Below are 21,784 nucleotides of genomic sequence, written 5' to 3' on the forward strand. Positions count from 1 at the left end.
TAAAAAATAACCGCTTATGAGGCTATGCTCACTAAGCCCAAAAGGAAGATCACAATGAAATCGCTTCACCCATACCTTAATTCTTATTTTTTTGATGAATATGGCAGACGCCGTTATGCCAACCAAGCTGTCTGTCGCAAAATTGCAAAACGCTTAGGTTCTCCTAAAAGTAAACCCATTATCCCTCCTGTAAAAGTAGCGACAGAAGGACAAGCGGTCTATATTCGACTAAATCTTGCAAATAGCAATAAAGCCTTACAAGCTCGCTGGCAACTTCACCTAGAAACCGGTGAAACTCGTTGTGGTAAAGTAAAGCGTAATGCGATCAATCTACCGAAAGATCTACCGATGGGCTATCATCAATTACAGCTTGAAAGTGAGCATCATTCGCTTAGTTGCCGTCTTATTATTACGCCAAAAACCGCTTTCCAACCGAAAGAATTACAACAAAAACAAAAATTATGGGGAGCTATTTTACAGCTCTATACGCTTCGTTCCGAACATAACTGGGGAATTGGCGATTTTAGCGACTTGAAAACCTTCCTCAATCGACTTGCTGAAAAAGGTGGTGATTTTATTGGGCTAAATCCAATTCACGCTATTTTCCCAGCCAATCCAGAAAGTGCCAGCCCTTATAGTCCGTCTTCTCGTTTATGGCAAAACATTATTTATATTGATGTAACCGCGATTGATGCCTTCCAACAATCTAGTGAAGCACAAGCTTGGTTTCATTCCGCAGAAGTTCAACAACAGCTTATTGAGGCAAGAACAAAAGACTACGTAGATTATTCGCAAGTAATGCGCTTAAAACTCGAAGGGCTACGATTAGCTTATGCCACTTTCATTCAGCAAGACCAACAAGCTTTCGAACAATTTATCAATGAATACGGCGAAAGCCTAAAAGTGCAAGGCACATTCGATGCACTACATTATTGGTTATCCAACCAATTTAGCGAGCAATGGGGTTGGAATTTCTGGGCGCAAGAATATCAAGACTACGCATCAAATGCGGTACAGGCATTCCAAACGGAACATAGCCAATTAGTTCGTTTTTATATGTGGTTGCAATTTGTGGCTCAACAACAATTAAAAGCGTGTAATCAATTGGCAAAAGCACTCAATATGCCTATCGGCTTTTACCGTGATTTAGCGGTGGGTGTTGCCGATAATGGTGCGGAAACTTGGGCGGATAAAGAGTTATTTGTGCTAAATGCCTCTGTTGGTGCACCACCGGATATTATGGCGCCAAACGGACAAAACTGGGGCTTATCTCCGATGCATCCGGAAGTATTGCAAAGCCGAGCATATCAGCCGTTTATTGATTTATTACGTGCTAATATGAAAGATTGCGGAGCATTACGAATCGACCATATTCTTGGTTTTGCTCGTATGTGGTGGGTCGCAAAAGGCGATTCGGCTAAAAATGGGGCGTATGTGCGTTATCCACTTGAGGATTTGTTAGCAATTCTAGCCTTAGAAAGCCAACGACATCAATGTTTAATCATTGCAGAAGCTCTTGGTACCGTGCCAAAAGGCATGCTACAAAAATTAGAAGACAAAGGTATTCTTGCCTATAACATTTTCTATTTCGAATGGGATCGACACGGCAGCAAACCATTAGCCGATTATCCATATCAAGCGATGACCACACTCAGTACACATGATTTACCAACCGTACAAGGCTACTGGAAGGGTTACGACTTTGATTTAGGCGAAAAATTCGGTGTTTATCCGAGTGAGAAAGTACTCAATATTCTGAAACAAAGCCGCCATTTCAATAAGGAAGCGATTAGACAAGCGGTCGAAAAAGCCCAAGATCTTGCAAAAGACAGCGAGGGCGTCAGCCTACAATTTGTACATCAGTTACAAAACTATGTAGCGGATACCAATTCTGCATTATTCGGCACTCAACCGGAAGATTGGCTAAATATGCTTGAACCGGTGAATATTCCTGGAACAAGTACTGAATATCCGAATTGGCGAAGAAAATTAAGCCATTCTGTCAGCGAAATTTTCAGCCACGCACAAATCAATCAACTGCTTGATTCTTTCGAATATAAGCGGAACAAATAAAGAAAATAGCCACAAAGTATTGTGGCTATTTTTATAAATTATAGGTTATTTAAAAGAGGAGGACTTGGATAAAACTTTGAAGTTATTCACATTTATTACATAAACACTCATTTATAGTAACGAACGGAATTTACTTTATTCACGTATATCACTAAAATATAACGCCGCTTGGCAATTTATAACTTCCAAATTTAAACTCTTATAAGGTTACCTTACTATGTTGTGGTTCTTCTTTTGTGTAGCAGTCCTTGTACTCGGCTACTTCGTTTACGGTAAAATCATTGAAAAGATTTTCGTGATTAACCCCAAAAAAGCAACACCTGCTTATACAATGAATGACGGTGTGGACTATATGCCAATGTCTAAAACTAAGATTTGGCTTATTCAGTTATTAAACATTGCAGGTACCGGTCCAATCTTCGGTCCGATTCTCGGTGCGTTATACGGCCCTGTCGCAATGCTTTGGATCGTAATCGGCTGTATCTTTGCCGGTGCGGTACACGACTACTTCTGCGGTATGTTAAGTATTCGTAACGGCGGTGCGACAATGCCGGCGTTAGCGGGTAAATTCCTAGGTCGCCCGGTTAAAGTATTTATCAACGTTATGGCGTTAATCCTTCTATTATTAGTAGGTGTGGTATTCGTTGCAAGTCCAGCGCAATTAATGGCAACCATTACAATGGATGTATTCGGTGCAGCCGGCGGGACGTTACAATTAAACGATGCCGAAGCCGTTCACCAAGCGGTTGAAGCCGGTGGTATTACAGTTTGGGGTATGGATAAAGCAACCGTTATTTCTGTTTGGACATTAATTATCTTCGGTTACTATATCTTAGCAACTTTACTTCCAATTGATAAAATTATCGGTCGAATCTACCCATTCTTCGGTGCATTATTACTGTTTATGTCTGTAGGTATGGTGTACGGTTTAATTACCGCTCACTTCAGTGCAACCGATCCAATCGAATTCTTCCGTACCGTTAATGCGGACGGTCAAGGCTTAACGTGGGAAAAATTCACTCAAAACTTCCAAGTGAAGGGCGATGTTCCGATTTGGCCTTTATTATTCTTAACGATTTCTTGTGGTGCGTTATCAGGCTTCCACGCAACCCAAACCCCATTAATGGCGCGTTGTGCGGAAAATGAAAGCGAAGGTCGTTTCATTTTCTACGGTGCAATGATTACCGAGGGTGTAATCGCATTAGTATGGTGTATGGTCGGTCTTGCATTCTATGAAAACCCGCAAGCGTTACAAGATGCAATTTCTGCAGGTTCACCGTCTAAAGTGGTTTATGACAGTTCATTACACTTCTTAGGCTTTATCGGCGGTATTTTCGCAGTACTCGGCGTAGTAGTATTACCGATTACTTCAGGCGATACGGCATTCCGTGCGGCACGTTTACAATTGGCTGAACTCTTTAAAATTGATCAACGTTCATTAGCTAAACGTTTAATGATTGCAGTACCGTTATTCGCATTAGGTTTCGTGGTATCAAAAATTGACTTCAGTATCTTATGGCGTTACTTCACTTGGGCAAACCAAATGACAGCAATGGTAATGCTTTGGACTGCGGCGGCATACTTATATCGCTACAAAAAATTCCACTGGGTATGTTCAATCCCTGCGTGGTTTATTACAACCGTATGTGCAACCTACTTGTTCTATAACAAAATCGGCTTCGGTTTAGATTATGAACTTTCGGTTTACTTAGGTTTAGCTTCAACCGTTGTTTGTATCGTGCTATTCTTCACAATGCTTAAACCGTTAGGCGAGCGTGACGAAGATGCTTATGCAACAAACTAACCTTGATTAAAACATTAAAAGCGAGGAAAATTTCCTCGCTTTTTTCTTTTATACGATTCTCTTATGCGCTTTTTTGATACCCATACTCATCTTGATTATCTATCGGAAGATCTTAAACTTAGTATTCCCCAATTAGTTGAAAACGCGAACGCTCAAAATGTGGAACGAATACTTATCGTCTCCGTATTTACAGAAAATTTTGCAAAAGTAACCGCTTGCGCCAAGCAAATGCCCAATAACTTAGTGTACGGTTTAGGACTTCACCCGCTCTATATTCAACAACATAAAACCAGCGATTTGGATTATTTGGAATCCTTATTAACCCGCCAAGACCCTCAATGTACCGCAATAGCGGAAATCGGTTTGGAAAGAGCGGTAGAATCGCTTTGTAGTGTCGAGCTTTGGCAAAAGCAATGTGAATTTTTAGAAACGCAACTCGCCTTTGCCAAGCGGTTTAATTTACCGGTAAATCTACATTCTCGTCGTAGCCATGATCAACTTTCGGTTTTTCTAAAAAAAGCAAAATTAACTACAACGGGGGTGGTTCACGGTTTTGCCGGCAGTTATGATCAAGCCAAACGCTTTGTTGATTTAGGTTATAAGATTGGAGTAGGCGGAACCATTACTTATGCAAGGGCGAATAAAACCAGAGAAGCTATTCGTAAGCTGCCTTTAGAAAGTTTATTACTGGAAACCGACTCGCCCGATATGCCGGTATTCGGTTTTCAAGGCGAGCCAAACCGTCCGGAACGGTTAGCGGTCACTTTCCAAATACTTTGCGAATTACGCAACGAACCGGCACAAGAGATTGCCGAAACAATCTGGAATACTGGCGAACGATTATTTTGGTATAAATAAAAAACGGATACCTTAGTATCCGCTTTTCAAATAAGTATAGCCTGCAAAGACTAGCGCATATACTTAGCGCATCGTCACAAACTCTTCCGAACCGGTCGGATGAATGGCTACGGTGTTATCAAAATCGGCTTTGGTTGCACCCATTTTGATCGCTACCGCAAAGCCCTGAATCATTTCGTCCACACCGAAACCGATACCGTGTAAACCGACTACTTTTTCGTCTTTACCGACACACACTAATTTCATACGGCATGGCTGGCGATGTTGAGTCACAGCGGTGTACATCGCGGTAAACGAAGATTTATAGACTTTCACATTCTCCGCACCGTATTGTTCAATCGCTTGCGGCTCGGTTAGGCCGACCGTACCGATCGGCGGATGGCTAAAGATAACGGTCGGTACTAAATTGTAATCCAAATGTTCGTTCGGTTTATTGTTAAATAAACGTTCGGATAAACGACGACCGGCAGCTACCGCAACCGGTGTTAATTCAATCCCGCCTTCGATAATATCGCCGACTGCATAAACATTCGGTACATTAGTATTTTGGAATTTATCGACAATAATCTGACCTTTCGCGTTAGTTTTTACGCCTACCGCATCAAGATTGATTTTATCGCACGCCGGTTCACGACCGATTGCCCAAATTAAGCAATCAACCGTAGCTTCACGTCCGTCCGCTAAGGTTAATACTAACGAACCGTCGGCATTTTTACATACTTCTTGCGGAATCGCTTGAGTATGTAGCGTGATACCGTCTTGCGCCAAGACTTCTAACAACGTATCGACAATTAACGGGTCTTGCATACGTAACGGTGCGTGTTGGCGTACAAATAAATGCGTTTCGGAACCTAAGCTGTTCAATACGCCGGCAATTTCAACCGCAATATAACCGGCACCGACTACCGCAACACGTTTCGGCACTTCGCGCAATGCGAAGAAACCGTCCGAATCAATCCCGTATTCCGCACCTTTAATTGCCGGAATAGACGGACGACCGCCGGTCGCAATTAAAATATGATCCGCCGTCACTTGCTCGGAGCTACCGTCCGCATAAGTCACTTCAACCGTTTTCGCGTCCACAAATTTTGCGAAACCGTTTAATACATCGACGTTATTTTTTGCTAATACGTTGTTATATGAAGTGTGAATACGAGAAATATAGGCTTCACGACTCTCAATTAATTTTACGAAATCAAAATTATTCACCGTTACGTCGAAACCGTAATCCGGCGCATAGCTATTAATCGCTTCGGCGATATGCGCACCGTAGAACATTACTTTCTTCGGTACACAACCGACATTTACGCAAGTCCCGCCTAAATGCTTCGCTTCAACAATCGCACATTTTTTGCCGTAGCTTGCCGCTCGATTAATAGAGGCGATACCGCCGCTACCACCGCCAATCGCTAGATAATCATAGTGTTTAGTCATAATCCTTTTCCTACATAAATAAAGAATAAAAGCGGTTCAATTCTAACCGCTTTTGGTAAAAATGCATTAAATTATTGTGATAGATTTAATGATGTTTTGTCGTAACCGAGTGGGAGATTTTATCGGTATAAGCCATTGCCACCGCCGAAATTAAGAAAGTTACGTGAATAATCACCTGCCATTGCATAGTTTTTTCATCCAAATTACCGGCATTAATAAAGGTTTATAGCAAATGAATCGATGAAATACTGATGATTGACATCCCCAATTTCACTTTTAGTACCGAAGCGTTTACATGGTTAAGCCATTCGGGTTGATCCGGATGATCATCCACTCTTAATCTCGAAACAAACGTTTCGTAACCGCCGACAATCACCATAATTAAGAGGTTAGCAATCATTACTACGTCAATTAAGTTTAACACCGTTAGCATAATGGTGTTTTCATCCATTACGCCGAGATTAACGATTAAGTTATAGAGCGATTTCATAAACTTATAAGCATAGATACCTTGCACTACGATTAAGCCTAAATAAATCGGCAATTGTAACCAACGGCTGGCAAAAATAATCTTACTTAAAATCGAATTATTAACAGGTTGCATACTTCCTCAAATATAAAATAGCACTAAAAAAGCGGTCTAATTTTAGCAACTTTTTGCAAAAGTTTTAAGAAATCAGACCGCTTGTTTAACAAATATTACAATTACTTTTTAAAGCCCTGCCCGCTATTCCAAGCAACGGTATATTCGAGCGGTAAACGACTGCTCGGCAGTGCCGCCGTTGCCGCCTTACCAATCGCTAATAGCATCACCGGTAAATAACGCTCCGCATCCACCTCAAGTGCGGCTAATACCGCTGGACGGTCAAATACACCGATAGCATGGGTATCATAACCTTTATCTTTGGCAATTAACATTAATTGCATGGCGGCTAAACTGGTATCGGTAACCACTTGGTCGCGAATATCCTGTTCGGTTGCCGCATTATGTACGCTAAGGAGAAAATCCAATGAACGTTGTTTAAATTGTTGATGTAAGCAACCGGTCTCAATCGAGCGATCCAAAATATCGTCCAGTAGCAGATGATATTGTAAATCCGCTAATACGAGAATCACCGCAGAAGCCGTTTCACAAGGCGGTACGTTGAAGGCAACCGAGCCGAGTAATTTACTTTTCTGTTCTACATCGTCCACCACGACAAAACGCCACGGTTGCAAATTTGCTTTAGACGGCGCAAGCTGTGCCAAGCCTAACATTTCCTCTAATTCTTGGCGTTCTATTTTTACATTCGGATTAAAAACTTTGACGGTTTTTCGTTGCTGAATCACATTTTTCAGTTCCATTTTTCATTCCTTCTATAGATTATTATTTATACCAGTGTACGTTTAGCCAATCTAAAGAGAAATAGTCTAAATGAGGTATTTAACACTTTTTATGCACTAGATCAAAAATACAACAAGCGGTTAAATTCGCTAAAAAATTTGCAAATTTAACCGCTTGCTCAACTAAAAGATTGCTCGCAATATGCCGGTTGAAACGATAGAAATCACGACGGTCGGAAATAACGAAAATTTCATCATCACCAAACAGGTGATAATCACCGCTAACGTATTGGCAAGATCGCCGGACATTATGATCGGAGCAATTACAGAAATTAACACGCAACCGGGTACCGCTTCCATCACTTTTTCGGTCGTTCGGCTTAATTTTCGGTTACGTAGCACCAGAAAACCGAGAACTCGCGTCAGATAGGTAGAAAAAGACATTAACACTATCGTAAGAAAAACACTCCATTCCATTATAATGTTTCTCCCTTATTCTCTCCCCTATGCCAAAAATAAGCGGATAAAATACCGGATAATGCGCCCGCAAGCACATACCAAGCACCGTCTATCGTGTGATAAACCAAGCCTGCGACCAATAAGCTGACAAACCACGGACGCGCCAATTTAAACGATTTCCACATACCTTTTAGCATCACTAAAAAGATGGCGGTAAACGACATATCGAAACCGTATTTTTCCAAATCGCCGACAAAAGGCCCGATATAAGCGCCGATCATACTGGAGCTAATCCACATCACATACAGGCTGAGTGCCGTCCCCATATAATAAGGAATGCTGATTGTCTTTTCAGAACGTTTTTGCGCATCCGCCAAGTTCATCGCCCAAACTTCGTCCGTCATAAAAAACAGTAAGCCCAGCGATTTTAACCGACCGATATTTTTCATATACAGTGACAACGCTGCCCCCATAATTATATGACGGCTGTTAATTAACATTGAAACTGCGACAATAACGCCGATAGCAAGCGGATGAGTCCAAAGATTCACGGCGGCGAATTCGGAACCGCCGGCAAAGTTCAGTCCGGTTAACAAGCCGATTTCATAAAACGGCATACCTTTCTGCGAGGCTTGTGCGCCTAACACTAAGCCTAAAGGAATAAAACCGAACATCATCGGGGATACTTCTTTGATTCCCCGTATAAATTCGTTGTGTTGCATATTTTTATCAGATTATTTTTTATTGATTTTAATAAGAGTCGCCCCATGCTTCCGGGGTCAATTTTTTGCCGAAATGACTTTCGATTAAACGTGCCGTAATCGGGCTTTGCGGATCTAACAAGACGTCTTTAGTTAAACCGTATTCGATAACTTCTCCCTCATGCATTACCATCAGTTTATCCGCAATATGTTTAATAATGCCGAGATGCTGCCCGACATAGATAAACGAAATGCCTAACCGCTCTTGCAAATTAAGCATTAGATTGGTGAGCTGCGTTTTAACCGAAAAATCCAAGGTACTTAGCGTATCGTCGGCAATAATAATTTCCGGAGAAAGAATCAAGGCTCGCGCTAAAGCGATACGTTGCTTTTGGCTGCTCGAAGTTTCGCGAATAGGAATTAAAGCGTGTTCGGGATACATACCGACTAAACGTAGCGTACTGAAAATTCGATCATTACGTTCGCTTTCATTCAGGTTTGTCGCTAAACGCAGAGGAGAATCTAAAATTTGACCGACATTATAATTCGGATCGAAAGCATCGTTCGGATCTTGGAACATCATCCGAATATGCTTCGCTCGAAAACGGTAATCGCCGAAATGAAGCGCCTGACCTTTAAAAACCATTTCACCGGAGGTAGGCTTGGTAATGCCGGCAATCATCTTGGATAAGGTCGATTTACCTGCACCGTTTTCACCGATAATTGCGATCGTTTCGCCCCGTTCCAGCGTAAAAGAAACATCTTTTACCGCATAAAAATCATGCTTACGAAACAGACCGATCCTGTCGGTAAAATGTTTATTCAGACGTTTAATATCAAGTAAAGGCATTTGATCATTGAATATGAATATTTGGAAAAACCATTATCAGTTATCCCTATACAATTATCAACGAAAAAGACCGCTAACAAGCGGTCTTTTTTACTAAAGTTTTTACAATCTGAAATTATAAAACGTTCACGCAGTTTAAGTCTTCGAAAGATTGTTCTAAGCGTTTAGACATAGATTCTTCCATTTTACGTAACCAAACACGCGGATCGTAGTATTTTTTATTTGGAGCGTCAGGACCTTCAGGGTTACCTAATTGACCTTGTAAGTATGCTTCGTTCGCTTTGTAGAATTGAAGAATACCGTCCCAAGAAGCCCATTGCGTATCGGTATCGATGTTCATTTTGATCGCACCGTAGCCGATTGCTTCACGGATTTCTTCACGGCTTGAACCTGAACCGCCGTGGAATACGAAGTCGATTGATTTCGCAGGAAGATTACGTTCTTTCGAAACGAACTCTTGTGACGCACCTAAAATAGAAGGTTTTAATTTTACGTTACCCGGTTTATAAACGCCGTGTACGTTACCGAATGCCGCCGCAACGGTGAAACGCGGGCTTACCGGATTTAATTGATCGTAAACGTATAATACGTCTTCAGGTTGAGTATATAATTTCGCTTCTTCAACATCAGAGTTATCCACACCGTCTTCTTCACCGCCGGTAATACCGATTTCGATTTCAAGCGTCATACCCATTTTGTCCATACGCGCTAAATACTCACGACAAATCGCCATATTTTCTTCAATCGGTTCTTCCGAAAGATCGATCATATGTGAAGAGAATAACGGTTTACCCGTTTCCGCAAAATGTTTTTCACCCGCATCTAACAAACCGTCAATCCACGGCAGTAATTTTTTCGCAGCATGGTCGGTATGAAGAATTACCGGCACACCGTATTCTTCCGCTAATGAATGAACGTGTTTCGCACCGGCAATCGCACCTAAAACATCCGCACGCGTACCGCTTGTCGGTTTAATACCTTTACCGGCGTAGAATTGCGCACCGCCGTTAGAGAACTGAATAATCACAGGTGATTTTACGCGTGCAGCCGTTTCCAATACCGCATTTACAGAGTCAGAACCTACGCAGTTTACCGCAGGGATAGCGAAGTTGTTTGCTTTAGCGTAAGCGAATACTTTTTGAACGTCATCGCCTGTTACTACACCCGGTTTTACGATGTCTAATAATGCCATTTTTGAGTTTCCTTTAAATAAATGATTCAGTAGGGGCGTATTACATACGCCCTTAATGGAGAGTTTTAGGACGTATGCAATACGCCCCTACACAAGATCAATTAGCCGTTTGCACGTTTTTCTAAAATTTCGACCGCCGGTAATACTTTACCTTCTACGAATTCTAAGAAGGCCCCGCCGCCGGTTGAGATATAAGAAATTTTATCCGCAATACCGAATAAATCGATTGCCGCTAAGGTATCACCGCCACCTGCGATCGAGAATGCGCCGTTTGCGGTCGCTTCTGCGATAGCGTTTGAAATCACTTCGGTACCTTTACGGAAGTTAGGGAATTCAAATACACCGACCGGACCGTTCCAAAGAATGGTTTTTGCCGATTTGATGATATTTGCCAATTCTTCTGCAGATTTGTCACCGATATCGAAAATTGATTCGTCCGCTTGAACTTCAGATACCGCTTTTTCCGTTGCCGGTGCGATTTCAGAGAATTCGGTACCGACACGCACATCAACCGGAACAGGAATATTGGTTGCCGCCGCTAAACGTTTCGCTTCAGGAATTAAATCCGCTTCGTATAACGATTTGCCTACCGGGTGACCTTCCGCAGCAATGAAGGTATTTGCGATACCGCCGCCAACGATTAATTGGTCTGCGATTTTTGAAAGGCTGTCTAATACGGTTAATTTAGTAGAAACTTTTGAACCGCCCACGATTGCTAACATCGGACGTTGTGGTTCTTTTAAGGCTTTACCTAGCGCATCCAATTCCGCCGCTAATAGAGGACCCGCACAAGCAACCGGTGCGTATTCCGCAACACCGTAAGTCGAACCTTCCGCACGGTGTGCCGTACCGAATGCATCCATCACGAATACGTCACAAAGCGCTGCATATTTTTTCGCAAGTTCAGGATCGTTTTTCTTTTCGCCTTTGTTGATACGAACGTTTTCAAGTACTACGATTTCGTTTTCCGCAACTTCAACGCCGTCTAGGTAATCGCGTACTAAACGTACAGGTACGCCTAAATCCGATGCGTTTAAGTAATCAACCACAGGTTGTAAAGAGTTTGCTTCTTCGAATACACCTTCAGTAGGACGACCTAAGTGAGAAGTCACCATTACTTTAGCACCTTTTTGTAAAGCTAATTTTAAGGTAGGAATGGTTGCACGGATACGTGCATCAGATGTCACTTTGCCATCTTTTACCGGTACGTTTAAATCGGCACGGATAAATAAACGTTTACCGGCAAGATCAAGGTCTGCCATTTTAATCACTGACATAGTAAGTTCCTCTTTTTTAAGTTTCAAAAATAAAACAGGGCAATTATATCATTTTCTACCTATTTTGGGCGAATGTAGATCAAATTCTTGCTTAATTTTGCAAAAAACCATCGATTTTGAACCGCTTAAACCGCCCAAAACGCTCCAAATGGAGCTTTTACCACCATGTCGTCCAGAAGAAATATGACATACAGCCTAAAATCGCAACACATAATAAATTCAGAATCAGCCCGACTTTAACCATTTCGCTTTGCTTAATATAGCCTGTTGCAAACACAATCGCATTCGGCGGCGTAGCAATCGGCAACATAAAAGCGGCAGACGCACCGCAAGCGATAATCGCCGCCAATGAAATCGGCGGCAAGCCAAGTGAATTGGCGACGGAAATAAAAATCGGCATCATCAACGCCGCACTAGCCGTATTAGACGTGAACTCGGTTAAGAAGACAATAAAGGCCGCCATCGAAACAGTCATAATCAACCAATGTTTATTACCGATATAGTTTACGATACCGTCCGCCAAAATTTTACTCGCACCGGTATCTTTCAACACGATACCAAGAGTCAAACCGCCGCCGAATAGCATTAATACGCCCCATTCGGCACGTTCTTGAATTTGCGACCATGTCGCAGTATTGGTAATACAAAGCACGACAACCGCAACCATAGCAATCACCGCATCGAAACTTTTAATCGATTCTTTTAGTTCTAAGACTTGGCGTACAATCGGTTCAATCGCACTACTGAAAGTTAATAAAATCGCCGTAACACAAAATACAACCAACGTAGTTAAACGTTTAGGCGTTAATGGAATATTTTCCACTTTCGCTTCAAACGGCACGTTAAAATTCGGGCGAAGTACCGCAAGTAATGCAATGACCATTGAAATCATTAATAGAATTGCAACCGGCATCCCATAAGCGAGCCATTCTGAGAAAGATACTTTAATATATGAAGCCAAAATCGCATTCGGTGCCGAGCCGACGACCGTTCCCATCCCGCCGATACTGGAGCTGAACGCAATACCAAGTAATACGAAAACGTAGATTTTACGATGTTCCTTAAAATCCAATTGATGCAGGATTCCTAACGAAAGCGGCAACATCAAAGCGGCAACTGCGGTGTTATTAATAAAAAGAGAAAGCCCGGCGGTTACCGCAAATAAGTAAATGATGGTGCGTTTTAAATTGCCTTTCGCTAACCGTATTACGTGGTTGGCAATCCAAAGATCGATTTGATGGATATTTAAGACGGCAGCAATAACAAAGCCGCCAAAAAACATAAAGATGATAGGTTCGGAAAAAGGTGCGAAAGCCGCTTTAGTGGATAAGACGTTCAGGAAGATGGCGAAGATAGGTACCATAAGAGAGGTAACCGTAATATTAAACGCTTCCGTCAGCCAAAGTATGCCGACAAAAATTAACAATGCCAATCCTCTATTTTCTTGCGGAGAAAAAGGTAACCATTTCAACAAGAGAAAAAACAAAATTAAATCGAGCGTCAAGATAATAACGCCCCGCATAGGGCTCTTTGTAGTTTTTGACATAATAACACCTCTAATTGTTTGCATATCGGTCTTTTTAGACTCTAAATTCGACAATAACCGATTTTCTGCAAAAGTAAATAGGGTATATATCAGAAACAATGAAATTTATCAATTTATTAACAATTTTTTACAACTTTATATAGTGAAAGAAAAAGCGGTTAAATTTCCGAAAAACCTTGCAAGTTCTTATGAAAATTCAACCGCTTATTTAATCTGTTAGAGTTACCGCACTAAGAGAAGAACGGGAACAATATCGGTAATAACACCATACTTACGGCGATAGTAATCGCAATTAACGGTACGCCCGCTCTTGCATAATGAGCGAATCGGTAATGACCGACGGAAAGAATCATCGTATTCGCCGGCGTACCGATTGGCGTTGCAAATGCACAAGAAGAACCGACTACAATCGCCATTAATACCGCTCTCGGATCAGCCCCTAACGAATTAGCAATCGAAAGTCCTATCGGAGCGAGCAATGCGGCAGTCGCCGTATTAGACATAAAGTTAGTCAATAAGCAACTCAATAACAAAATGGTAAACAGAAGCGCGTTGGCACTCGGATGATCACCCAATAACCCTAAAATGGAATGCGCGATATCCGCACCGGCGCCGGTACGTTGTAAAGCGTCAGCCAATGCCAAAGTGCCGGCAAAAAGGAATACTACTTGGCTATCAATCGCCTGATACGCCTGCTTCTCGGTAATCACGCGCATAATGACCAGAATTAATGCGCCGACGCAAGCGGAAATATACAGTTTGATCCCGATAGCGTCTTCAAATACCATCGCAAGTAACGTCGCTAATAAGACGACAAGGGAAACCCATTGCTTCCATCTCGGAATATGATTGTGGTGGTTATGGAATGCATTGTATTCCTCTTGTTCCACATGCGTATTCAATTGTTTAAGTAAAAAACGATAACCGATAAACACAAAATAAAGAACACCGACGATTAAAAGAGGTAAACCGATTTTCGCATATTCAAAAAAACCGAATTTCAGACCGGTTTGCGCTAACACACCTTGAACGACAAGATTATTCGGCGAACCGATTAACGACAAATTTCCGCCTAATGTCGAAGCGAATGCCATCGGCATTAATAATCTCGAACGAGCAAAACCCGATTTGGTTGCAATACCTAAAATGACAGGAATTAAAATCGCCGCCGTTCCCGTATTTGATAGAACGCCCGACATTAAGCCGGTGATCACCATCAATACCACCATAAGTTGGCGTTCGCTTTTAGCAAACTTGCTGACCACTCCGCCAATTTTATTCGCCATACCGGTTTCAAATAATGCTCCGCCGATGACAAACATCGCAACAAACAAAATCACATTAGTATCGACAAAGCCTAAAAAGGCGTCTTTGGCAGGTAATACGCCGGTAATCGCTAAACCGACGGTGACAATCATTGCGGTCACCGCGAGAGGCAATTTCTCTAAAGCAAACATCACGATCGCAAATACTAAAAAGCAGAGTGTAATTGCACTCGGGGTCATAAAGGCTCCTATCATAAGTTTTGAATATAGCGAATTAGAATACGATACATATTTCTTATTCCAAAGTAAGCTATAATCTACCTGAAAAGGTTATTCCCGTGCAAAATAAATGTCACTTATATGAATTAGATCAAACAAATTTCAATCGTTTTTCACATAAATAATACAAAACATAGCAAAAAATGCTCAATAATTTCCATTACAAATAAAATACAAATAAAAAAAGGTGCATTTTGTTAGTTCTAACAAACGCACCTTTTTTATTCCGTTTAGTTATTTAAAATTCATTTAAGTTCTGAATTCTACTTCCCTTTAAAATTAACGCCAGAAGAAATATCCCACGGTCGCAATTACAAATACACATAGGATGTTCAACCAGAAACCGGCTCTAACCATTTCACTCTGTTTAACTTGCCCCGTACCGAATACGATAGCATTCGGCGGTGTCGCCACCGGTAACATAAAGGCACAAGACGCCCCTAAACCGATAATTAACGCTAATCCAAGCGGCTCTACATTTAACGCCTGAGCGATAGAGATAAAGATTGGCACTAATAACGCCGCACTTGCCGTATTGGAGGTAAATTCGGTTAAGAAAATAATGAACGCCGCAACGATTAAGCCGATAACATAATAGTGACCGCCTTCGATTAAGCTAACGATGCCGTCCGCCATAATCTTACTTGCACCAGTTTGACCTAATACGCTGCTTAAGGTCAAGCCGCCGCCGAATAGGAACAATACGCCCCATTCCGTACCTTCTTGGATTTGTTGCCAACTTGCAATACCGGTAATACAAATCAGCGCAGCCGCTACCATTGCCACCATACTGTCAAAGCTGCCGATCTTACCTTTTAAACCGAGTAATTCGGATAAGAGCGGATTTAAGTAGGAGCTGAATACCCAACTTAATGCGATTAATACGAAAATCACTAAAGTAAGAATACGTTTTTTATCCAATTCAATGACTTCGAACGATTGTTCGAATTGCACGTTAAATCTCGGTTTAAATACTATATAAAGCGTACCGAGCATTAACGGCATTAAAATAAGCATGATTGGTAAGCCGTATTTCATCCAATCGGCAAAGGTTAAATGGAGTTGTGAAGCTACAATCGCATTCGGCGGACTGCCGACTAACGTCCCCATACCGCCGATACTTGCACTGTACGCAATACCGAGTAACACGAACACATAAGTATTATGATCTTCTTTCTGATCAAGTTTGCTTAAAATCCCCATCGCAAGCGGTAACATCATCGCCGCTGTTGCGGTATTACTCATCCACATCGAAAGGAATGCCGTAACTAAGAATAAATATAAAACCGCTACGGAAAGTTTACCTCTTGAAAGTGCCATAATCTTATTGGCAATCAAGCGGTCAAGCTTCTGAATATGTAATGCGGTCGCTAGGGCAAAACCACCGAAGAAAAGGAAAATGGTCGGATCGGCAAAAGCGACCAACGCCTCTTTCGATTTCACCAAACCTAAAGCCACCGACAGAATCGGAATAAGTAGTGCGGTTACCGTAACGTGTAACGCTTCCGTTAGCCATAAAATCGCTACAAAAACTAATAAAGCCAAGCCTTTATTCGCTTCAGGCGCAAAAGGTAAGGTACTTAATAAAATAAAAAAGAGCACAACATCGGCGAGAAAAATTATGCCGTTACGCATACTCGCTTTGTTTGACGGAGTTGAATTGCTTCCCATAAGAACACCATTATCGTTAGGTTAAAGAGTAGCTTGCACTATACCTAAAATTATTCAGAAAAAAATAAAAATGTTATAAAAATGTGAACTTCTTCAAAAAATTTTTAACGAAATTCACATAAATACAAGCGGTCGTTTTTCAGCATATTTTTGCAAAAAATCTAAAAAAACCGACCGCTTGAATATTCTATCAAATTAAACGCTTAATTCCGCCTCATCGCCTCGATTTTGTAGCCATTGTTTACGGTCTTCCGCACGTTTCTTCGCCAGTAACATATCCATAATTTCAAAGGTATTCGGCTCGTTTTCTTCGGTTGTATCCAACTCATCCAATGTCAGTTGCACTAAACGACGCGTACTCGGATCCATTGTGGTTTCACGTAATTGGCTCGGGTTCATCTCCCCCAAACCTTTAAAACGCTGTACGTTCGGTTTACCTTTTTTCTTGGCTAAGCGGGCTAAAATCGCTTCTTTTTCCGCTTCATCAAGCGCGTAATGTACTTCGTCTTTACCGATATCAATCCGATAAAGCGGCGGCATTGCCACATAAACGTGGCCGTTTTTGACTAAATTCGGGAAGTGGCGCAAGAATAATGCACATAATAAAGTTGCAATATGTAAACCGTCCGAATCCGCATCGGCGAGAATACATACCTTACCGTAACGCAATTCCTCTAAACTATCGCTATCCGGATCAATCCCAAGTGCTACCGCAATATCGTGAACTTCTTGAGAGGCAAGCACTTGATCGGAAGACACTTCCCAAGTATTCAGAATTTTACCTCGTAACGGCAAAATCGCTTGATAATCTTTATCACGCGCCTGTTTCGCCGAACCGCCGGCAGAATCCCCTTCCACTAAGAACAACTCGGTACGGCTTAAATCTTGCGAGGTACAATCGGCCAATTTGCCCGGTAATGCGGGGCCGCTCACTAACTTTTTACGCACTACTTTTTTCGCCGCACGTAAACGACTTTGCGCCGATGAGATCGCCATTTCGGCAATCAATTTACCGGTTTGCACGTTTTGGTTTAACCATAAACTGAACGCATCTTTAATTGTGCTATCCACATAGCTTGAAGCCTGACGAGAGGAAAGACGCTCTTTGGTTTGCCCTGCAAATTGCGGTTCTTGAATTTTCAACGAAAGCACATAAGCGCAGCGATTCCACACGTCATCGGCGGTTAATTTCACGCTTTTCGGCAGTAAATTATGAATTTCGCAGAATTCCACCATTGCTTTTAATAAGCCGTTACGTAAACCGTTTACGTGCGTACCGCCTTGTGCGGTCGGGATTAAGTTCACATAACTCTCGGCAACTAACTCACCGCCTTCCGGCAACCAAGTTAACGCCCAGCTTACCGCTTCAGTTTCGGATGTGACATCGCCGATAAACGGCGGATTCAGTAAACATTCGAATTCTTTTAACGCTTCGCTTAAATAGTCTGATAAACCGTCTTCGTAATACCACGTTTCGCTATTATTATTGATATGATCGACAAAATTGATGGTTAATTTCGGGCAAAGCACCGCTTTCGCACGCAATAAATGGCGTAAACGGCTGACCGAGAATCTCGGCGAATCAAAGTATTTCGGGTTAGGATAGAAACGAACGGTCGTACCGGTTTGTTTTTTCGGACAGCTGCCAATCACGGTTAATTCTTCGACTTTTACCCCGTTTTCAAAGGCAATCGTATAAATTTCGCCGTTACGCTTAATTTTGATTTCCACCCGTTGCGAAAGGGCGTTTACCACCGAGATCCCTACCCCGTGTAAACCGCCCGAGAAGGTGTAATTTTTATTGGAAAATTTACCGCCTGCATGCAGTTTGGTCATAATCAATTCCACACCGGAAATTTTTTCGGTAGAGTGGATATCAACCGGCATTCCTCGGCCGTTATCAATCACTTCCAACGAATTATCCGCATGCAGGATCACATCAATTTGAGAGGCGTAGCCGGATAACGCTTCATCGACACTGTTATCGATAACTTCCTGCCCTAAATGATTCGGACGAGTAGTATCGGTGTACATTCCGGGACGAAGTTGGACGGGTTCAAGATCTTTTAAAACGGTAATTTCATCGGCACCGTAGCGTTTATCAGACATGACTGGCTCTCTTTATGGACATAAAAACAGGCATTTTACTGGCAAATTCACGATTTGTTGAGTAAAAAATACTGTTTTAATGATTTTTTGTTTCACCAAGCAGCGATTTTTTGATGATAAAGCTAAACCGGCTGCCTTTGCCGAATTCACTTTTAATTTGTAACTGCGAGCTGTGTTGTTCCAACGCATATTTAACAATCGCCAAACCTAAGCCGCTGCCGCCGGTTTGATTGCTGCGCGACTCGTCCACTCGATAAAAACGCTCGGTTAAATGCGGTAAATGCTCGTCTTCAATACCGATACCGTTATCTCTGACGCTAAATTCCGCCCCTTCTTCACACCAATGCCAATCCACCTCAATGGTCGCACCGTCACCGGCATGTTTAACCGCATTGTAAATCAAGTTGGAAACTGCACTTTGCAACTGGATTTCATCACCTAATACGGTAATATTCGGCGTGATATTAAAAATAATTTGTTGCTTGCTCTGATTTAAAAAATCCGCATTTTTTTGTAAAGCGGAAATCATCGCCGACATTTCAACCACATAATGTTCTTTACTGGAAGACGTCTCAATTTTTGCCAATAAATTAAGCTGATCCAATAAATTTCCCATCCGTTTCGCTTGGGATTGCATCGCATGAATACTTTTTTGTTGTAACTCGGTTTTCGCTTGCCCTTCCAATAATTCCAAATAACCTCGTAATACGGTCAGCGGCGTGCGCAATTCGTGGTTCATATTGGTTAAGAACGTTTGTCTGGAATGTAATAAGCGAATCATTTGCGTCACGTCACGCGCAATAATTAAATAACTTTCGCTGTCATAATCGTTTAAATGAAATTCGATATATCGCCCGTCACTGTCCATTAAGACAAGCGGTCTGTTTCTCTTATGTTGATGAAAATATTTTTTAAACTCTTCATAAAAAATCACGTTAAACACGCTTTTTTCCAGCTTTTTATCCCAATAAAACTTTAAGATTTCTTGCGAAGCGTTGTTACACCATAAAATAGTACCGTCATGGCGACAAATAATGATACCGTCCGGCAAATATTGAATATTTCGATTTAATTTCGAGAGTAAGCGTAAGGTTTTGATTTTCTCGCGACGATTACGTTTTTGATAAAAAGCCACGGTTTGAGAAATATGCTCCCATGTCGTTAATACTTTGCGACTGCTATCACGATTCGGATCAATCAGGTGTAATAAACGTTGTTCGTTATAATGATACCAAACCAATAGCAGCACTAAAATCAACACGAACCAAGTCAGGAAATCCCAAGCAAATAAGCTGAATAGAAAAGCGGTTGCCACGGCAAGAATCGCTTCAATAAAAAAATGCTTGAAAGAAAGGCTAAATTTTTTCATTAGTTATCCTGAAAATGGTTGGAAAAACGATAACCGGATCCGCGAACCGTTTGTACATAACGCTCGAAACCGCAGGGTTCCAAACTTCTTCTTAACCGGCGAATATAAGAATCGACCGTTCTGTCTTCCACATAAATATCGTTGCCCCAAACAAAATCCAGTAACTGTTCTCGGCTATAGACTTTTTCCGGATGGGTCATAAAAAAGTGTAGTAATTTATATTCGGTACTGCTTAAGCTAATTTCTTTTTTCTGAAAAGTGACACGTTTGGCATTTTGATCCAAAACTAAATCGTCAATATTGATAATATCGTTATTTTGATAGGTTCGTCTAAGTAAGGCTTCGATTCGGGCAATTAACACTTTTGGCGAGAAGGGTTTGGTCACATAATCGTCCGCACCGGTATTTAGGCAAGTAATACAATCGTCTTCCGAACTACGAGCGGTGAGCATTAAGATAGGAATTTGTGCGGTTTCTTCCGATTTTTTTAAATATTGAATAAATTGAATACCCGAACGCCCCGGTAACATCCAATCCAATAAGATTAACTTCGGTTTATCGCTTAGTTTTTTAACCGCGCTTTGATAATCCTCGGCTTCAAGCACCTGATAATTTTGCTGTAGTAAAAACAGAGAGATCATTTCTCGGATAGCTCTTTCATCTTCAACAACCAGAATTTTCTCATTCATCTTATGCTCCTAATCCTTTGCTGCGAATAAGCGGTCAAATTCCACTAAAAATTTGCAAAATTTTAGCAAAATCCGACCGCTTGCGTCGATTCATTTTAGTGAAATTAACCCATTCTACCTCGAATGTAATCTTCGGTACGTTGGAATTTCGGTTTATCGAAAATTTGTTTGGTTTCACCAAATTCGACTAATTCGCCTAAATACATATAAGCGGTGTAATCCGAGCAACGAGCCGCCTGTTGCATATTATGGGTCACAATCGCCACCGTATAATCGTGTTTCAACTCGCTGATCAATTCTTCTATTTTCATGGTTGAAATCGGGTCGAGCGCCGAACAGGGTTCGTCTAACAATAACACTTCCGGTTTTACCGCAATACCGCGTGCAATACATAAACGCTGTTGCTGGCCGGCGGATAAGCTGTCGCCGCTTTGATTTAATTTATCTTTCACTTCGTTCCACAATGCGGCTTTGGTTAATGCCCATTCGACACGATCATTTAATTCCGATTTCGGTAACTTTTCAAATAAACGGATACCAAACGCTACATTATCATAAATTGACATCGGGAACGGAGTCGGTTTTTGGAAAACCATACCGATTTTAGCTCGAATTAATGCAATATCGGTTTCGGTCGTTAATAAGTTTTCACCTTCAAACAGGATTTCCCCTTGCGCACTTTGGTTCGGATATTGTTCATACATTCGGTTTAAGGTACGTAATAAAGTTGATTTACCGCAGCCGGAAGGGCCGATAAATGCGGTAACTTTATTTTTCGCAATGCGCAAATTGATATTTTTTAAGGCATGAAAATCACCGTAGAAAAAGTCTAAGTTATTGATGGCGATTTTAGTGTCTTGTAGTGAAATTAATTCGTTACTCATT

General features: G+C 41.6%; 17 protein-coding genes and 1 pseudogene. 3 read left to right on the plus strand and 15 right to left on the minus strand.

Features of this window, described 5'->3' with window-relative positions; translation table 11 throughout:
• Window positions 1–54 precede the first annotated feature (54 nt).
• The 3 genes from malQ to DY200_RS06310 all read left to right on the plus strand — a co-directional run bounded on the left by malQ (window position 55) and on the right by DY200_RS06310 (window position 4,735).
• Entirely contained in the window at window positions 55–2,073 is a 2,019-nt protein-coding gene (malQ, locus tag DY200_RS06300) for a 4-alpha-glucanotransferase (protein ID WP_115587379.1), read from the plus strand.
• Window positions 2,074–2,290: 217 nt separating this feature from the next.
• Entirely contained in the window at window positions 2,291–3,877 is a 1,587-nt protein-coding gene (locus DY200_RS06305) for a carbon starvation CstA family protein (RefSeq protein WP_115587380.1), read from the plus strand.
• A 63-nt stretch (window positions 3,878–3,940) separates the two neighbouring features.
• The gene (locus DY200_RS06310; RefSeq protein ID WP_115587381.1) at window positions 3,941–4,735 is read left to right on the plus strand and encodes a TatD family hydrolase; all 795 of its coding nucleotides are present in this window, start codon (window positions 3,941–3,943) and stop codon (window positions 4,733–4,735) included.
• A 63-nt stretch (window positions 4,736–4,798) separates the two neighbouring features.
• On the opposite strand, the gene gorA is transcribed toward DY200_RS06310, so the two are convergent.
• From gorA to pstB, 15 genes and pseudogenes are all read right to left on the minus strand, one after another.
• Window positions 4,799–6,169, minus strand: coding sequence for a glutathione-disulfide reductase (gorA, locus tag DY200_RS06315; protein ID WP_115587382.1), 1,371 nt, complete (start codon window positions 6,167–6,169; stop codon window positions 4,799–4,801).
• A gap of 85 nt (window positions 6,170–6,254) precedes the next feature.
• Window positions 6,255–6,773: pseudogene (locus DY200_RS06320) on the minus strand (TIGR00645 family protein).
• 101 nt (window positions 6,774–6,874) lie between these two features.
• Entirely contained in the window at window positions 6,875–7,513 is a 639-nt protein-coding gene (locus tag DY200_RS06325; RefSeq protein ID WP_115587383.1) for a nitroreductase family protein, read from the minus strand.
• A gap of 162 nt (window positions 7,514–7,675) precedes the next feature.
• On the minus strand, window positions 7,676–7,969 hold the full coding sequence (locus tag DY200_RS06330; protein ID WP_009875257.1) for an AzlD family protein: 294 nt from the start codon (window positions 7,967–7,969) through the stop codon (window positions 7,676–7,678).
• The gene (locus tag DY200_RS06335) at window positions 7,969–8,673 is read right to left on the minus strand and encodes an AzlC family ABC transporter permease (protein WP_147290948.1); all 705 of its coding nucleotides are present in this window, start codon (window positions 8,671–8,673) and stop codon (window positions 7,969–7,971) included. Before DY200_RS06335 ends, DY200_RS06330 begins: the two co-directional genes overlap by 1 nt.
• A 28-nt stretch (window positions 8,674–8,701) precedes the next feature.
• Window positions 8,702–9,502, minus strand: a complete 801-nt coding sequence (locus DY200_RS06340) for a peptide ABC transporter ATP-binding protein (RefSeq protein ID WP_005598241.1) — start codon at window positions 9,500–9,502, stop codon at window positions 8,702–8,704.
• Window positions 9,503–9,617: 115 nt separating this feature from the next.
• On the minus strand, window positions 9,618–10,694 hold the full coding sequence (gene fbaA / locus DY200_RS06345; RefSeq protein ID WP_005598244.1) for a class II fructose-bisphosphate aldolase: 1,077 nt from the start codon (window positions 10,692–10,694) through the stop codon (window positions 9,618–9,620).
• A gap of 101 nt (window positions 10,695–10,795) precedes the next feature.
• On the minus strand, window positions 10,796–11,971 hold the full coding sequence (locus DY200_RS06350) for a phosphoglycerate kinase (RefSeq protein ID WP_005612697.1): 1,176 nt from the start codon (window positions 11,969–11,971) through the stop codon (window positions 10,796–10,798).
• Between the two features lie 157 nt (window positions 11,972–12,128).
• Entirely contained in the window at window positions 12,129–13,517 is a 1,389-nt protein-coding gene (locus DY200_RS06355; RefSeq protein WP_164550517.1) for an SLC13 family permease, read from the minus strand.
• Window positions 13,518–13,747: 230 nt separating this feature from the next.
• The gene (sdcA, locus tag DY200_RS06360) at window positions 13,748–15,022 is read right to left on the minus strand and encodes a sodium/C4-dicarboxylate transporter SdcA (RefSeq protein ID WP_115587386.1); all 1,275 of its coding nucleotides are present in this window, start codon (window positions 15,020–15,022) and stop codon (window positions 13,748–13,750) included.
• A 318-nt stretch (window positions 15,023–15,340) separates the two neighbouring features.
• Window positions 15,341–16,732, minus strand: coding sequence for a DASS family sodium-coupled anion symporter (locus tag DY200_RS06365; protein WP_115587387.1), 1,392 nt, complete (start codon window positions 16,730–16,732; stop codon window positions 15,341–15,343).
• Between the two features lie 195 nt (window positions 16,733–16,927).
• Entirely contained in the window at window positions 16,928–18,841 is a 1,914-nt protein-coding gene (parE, locus tag DY200_RS06370) for a DNA topoisomerase IV subunit B (RefSeq protein ID WP_115587388.1), read from the minus strand.
• A gap of 76 nt (window positions 18,842–18,917) precedes the next feature.
• Window positions 18,918–20,210 (minus strand): phosphate regulon sensor histidine kinase PhoR, encoded by a 1,293-nt coding sequence (gene phoR, locus DY200_RS06375; protein ID WP_115587389.1) that lies wholly within the window; start codon window positions 20,208–20,210, stop codon window positions 18,918–18,920.
• Window positions 20,210–20,899: a phosphate regulon transcriptional regulator PhoB gene (gene phoB, locus DY200_RS06380; protein WP_115587390.1), complete on the minus strand. Its 690-nt coding sequence runs from the start codon at window positions 20,897–20,899 to the stop codon at window positions 20,210–20,212. Before phoB ends, phoR begins: the two co-directional genes overlap by 1 nt.
• 104 nt (window positions 20,900–21,003) lie before the next feature.
• Window positions 21,004–21,783: a phosphate ABC transporter ATP-binding protein PstB gene (gene pstB, locus DY200_RS06385; RefSeq protein WP_115587391.1), complete on the minus strand. Its 780-nt coding sequence runs from the start codon at window positions 21,781–21,783 to the stop codon at window positions 21,004–21,006.
• Window position 21,784 lies beyond the last annotated feature (1 nt).

The organism is Actinobacillus lignieresii, assembly GCF_900444945.1.
Taxonomy (GTDB): domain Bacteria; phylum Pseudomonadota; class Gammaproteobacteria; order Enterobacterales; family Pasteurellaceae; genus Actinobacillus; species Actinobacillus lignieresii.

Coding starts and splice junctions, on each gene's coding strand:
- DY200_RS06305 (WP_115587380.1), top strand. CDS start 2,291: ATGTTGTGGTTCTTCTTTTGTGTAGCAGTCCTTGTACTCGGCTACTTC.
- sdcA (WP_115587386.1), bottom strand. CDS start 15,022: ATGACCCCGAGTGCAATTACACTCTGCTTTTTAGTATTTGCGATCGTG.
- pstB (WP_115587391.1), bottom strand. CDS start 21,783: ATGAGTAACGAATTAATTTCACTACAAGACACTAAAATCGCCATCAAT.
- DY200_RS06340 (WP_005598241.1), bottom strand. CDS start 9,502: ATGCCTTTACTTGATATTAAACGTCTGAATAAACATTTTACCGACAGG.
- phoB (WP_115587390.1), bottom strand. CDS start 20,899: ATGAATGAGAAAATTCTGGTTGTTGAAGATGAAAGAGCTATCCGAGAA.
- DY200_RS06310 (WP_115587381.1), top strand. CDS start 3,941: ATGCGCTTTTTTGATACCCATACTCATCTTGATTATCTATCGGAAGAT.
- DY200_RS06325 (WP_115587383.1), bottom strand. CDS start 7,513: ATGGAACTGAAAAATGTGATTCAGCAACGAAAAACCGTCAAAGTTTTT.
- DY200_RS06335 (WP_147290948.1), bottom strand. CDS start 8,673: ATGCAACACAACGAATTTATACGGGGAATCAAAGAAGTATCCCCGATG.
- fbaA (WP_005598244.1), bottom strand. CDS start 10,694: ATGGCATTATTAGACATCGTAAAACCGGGTGTAGTAACAGGCGATGAC.
- DY200_RS06355 (WP_164550517.1), bottom strand. CDS start 13,517: ATGTCAAAAACTACAAAGAGCCCTATGCGGGGCGTTATTATCTTGACG.
- DY200_RS06365 (WP_115587387.1), bottom strand. CDS start 16,732: ATGGGAAGCAATTCAACTCCGTCAAACAAAGCGAGTATGCGTAACGGC.
- DY200_RS06330 (WP_009875257.1), bottom strand. CDS start 7,969: ATGGAATGGAGTGTTTTTCTTACGATAGTGTTAATGTCTTTTTCTACC.
- DY200_RS06350 (WP_005612697.1), bottom strand. CDS start 11,971: ATGTCAGTGATTAAAATGGCAGACCTTGATCTTGCCGGTAAACGTTTA.
- parE (WP_115587388.1), bottom strand. CDS start 18,841: ATGTCTGATAAACGCTACGGTGCCGATGAAATTACCGTTTTAAAAGAT.
- phoR (WP_115587389.1), bottom strand. CDS start 20,210: ATGAAAAAATTTAGCCTTTCTTTCAAGCATTTTTTTATTGAAGCGATT.
- malQ (WP_115587379.1), top strand. CDS start 55: ATGAAATCGCTTCACCCATACCTTAATTCTTATTTTTTTGATGAATAT.
- gorA (WP_115587382.1), bottom strand. CDS start 6,169: ATGACTAAACACTATGATTATCTAGCGATTGGCGGTGGTAGCGGCGGT.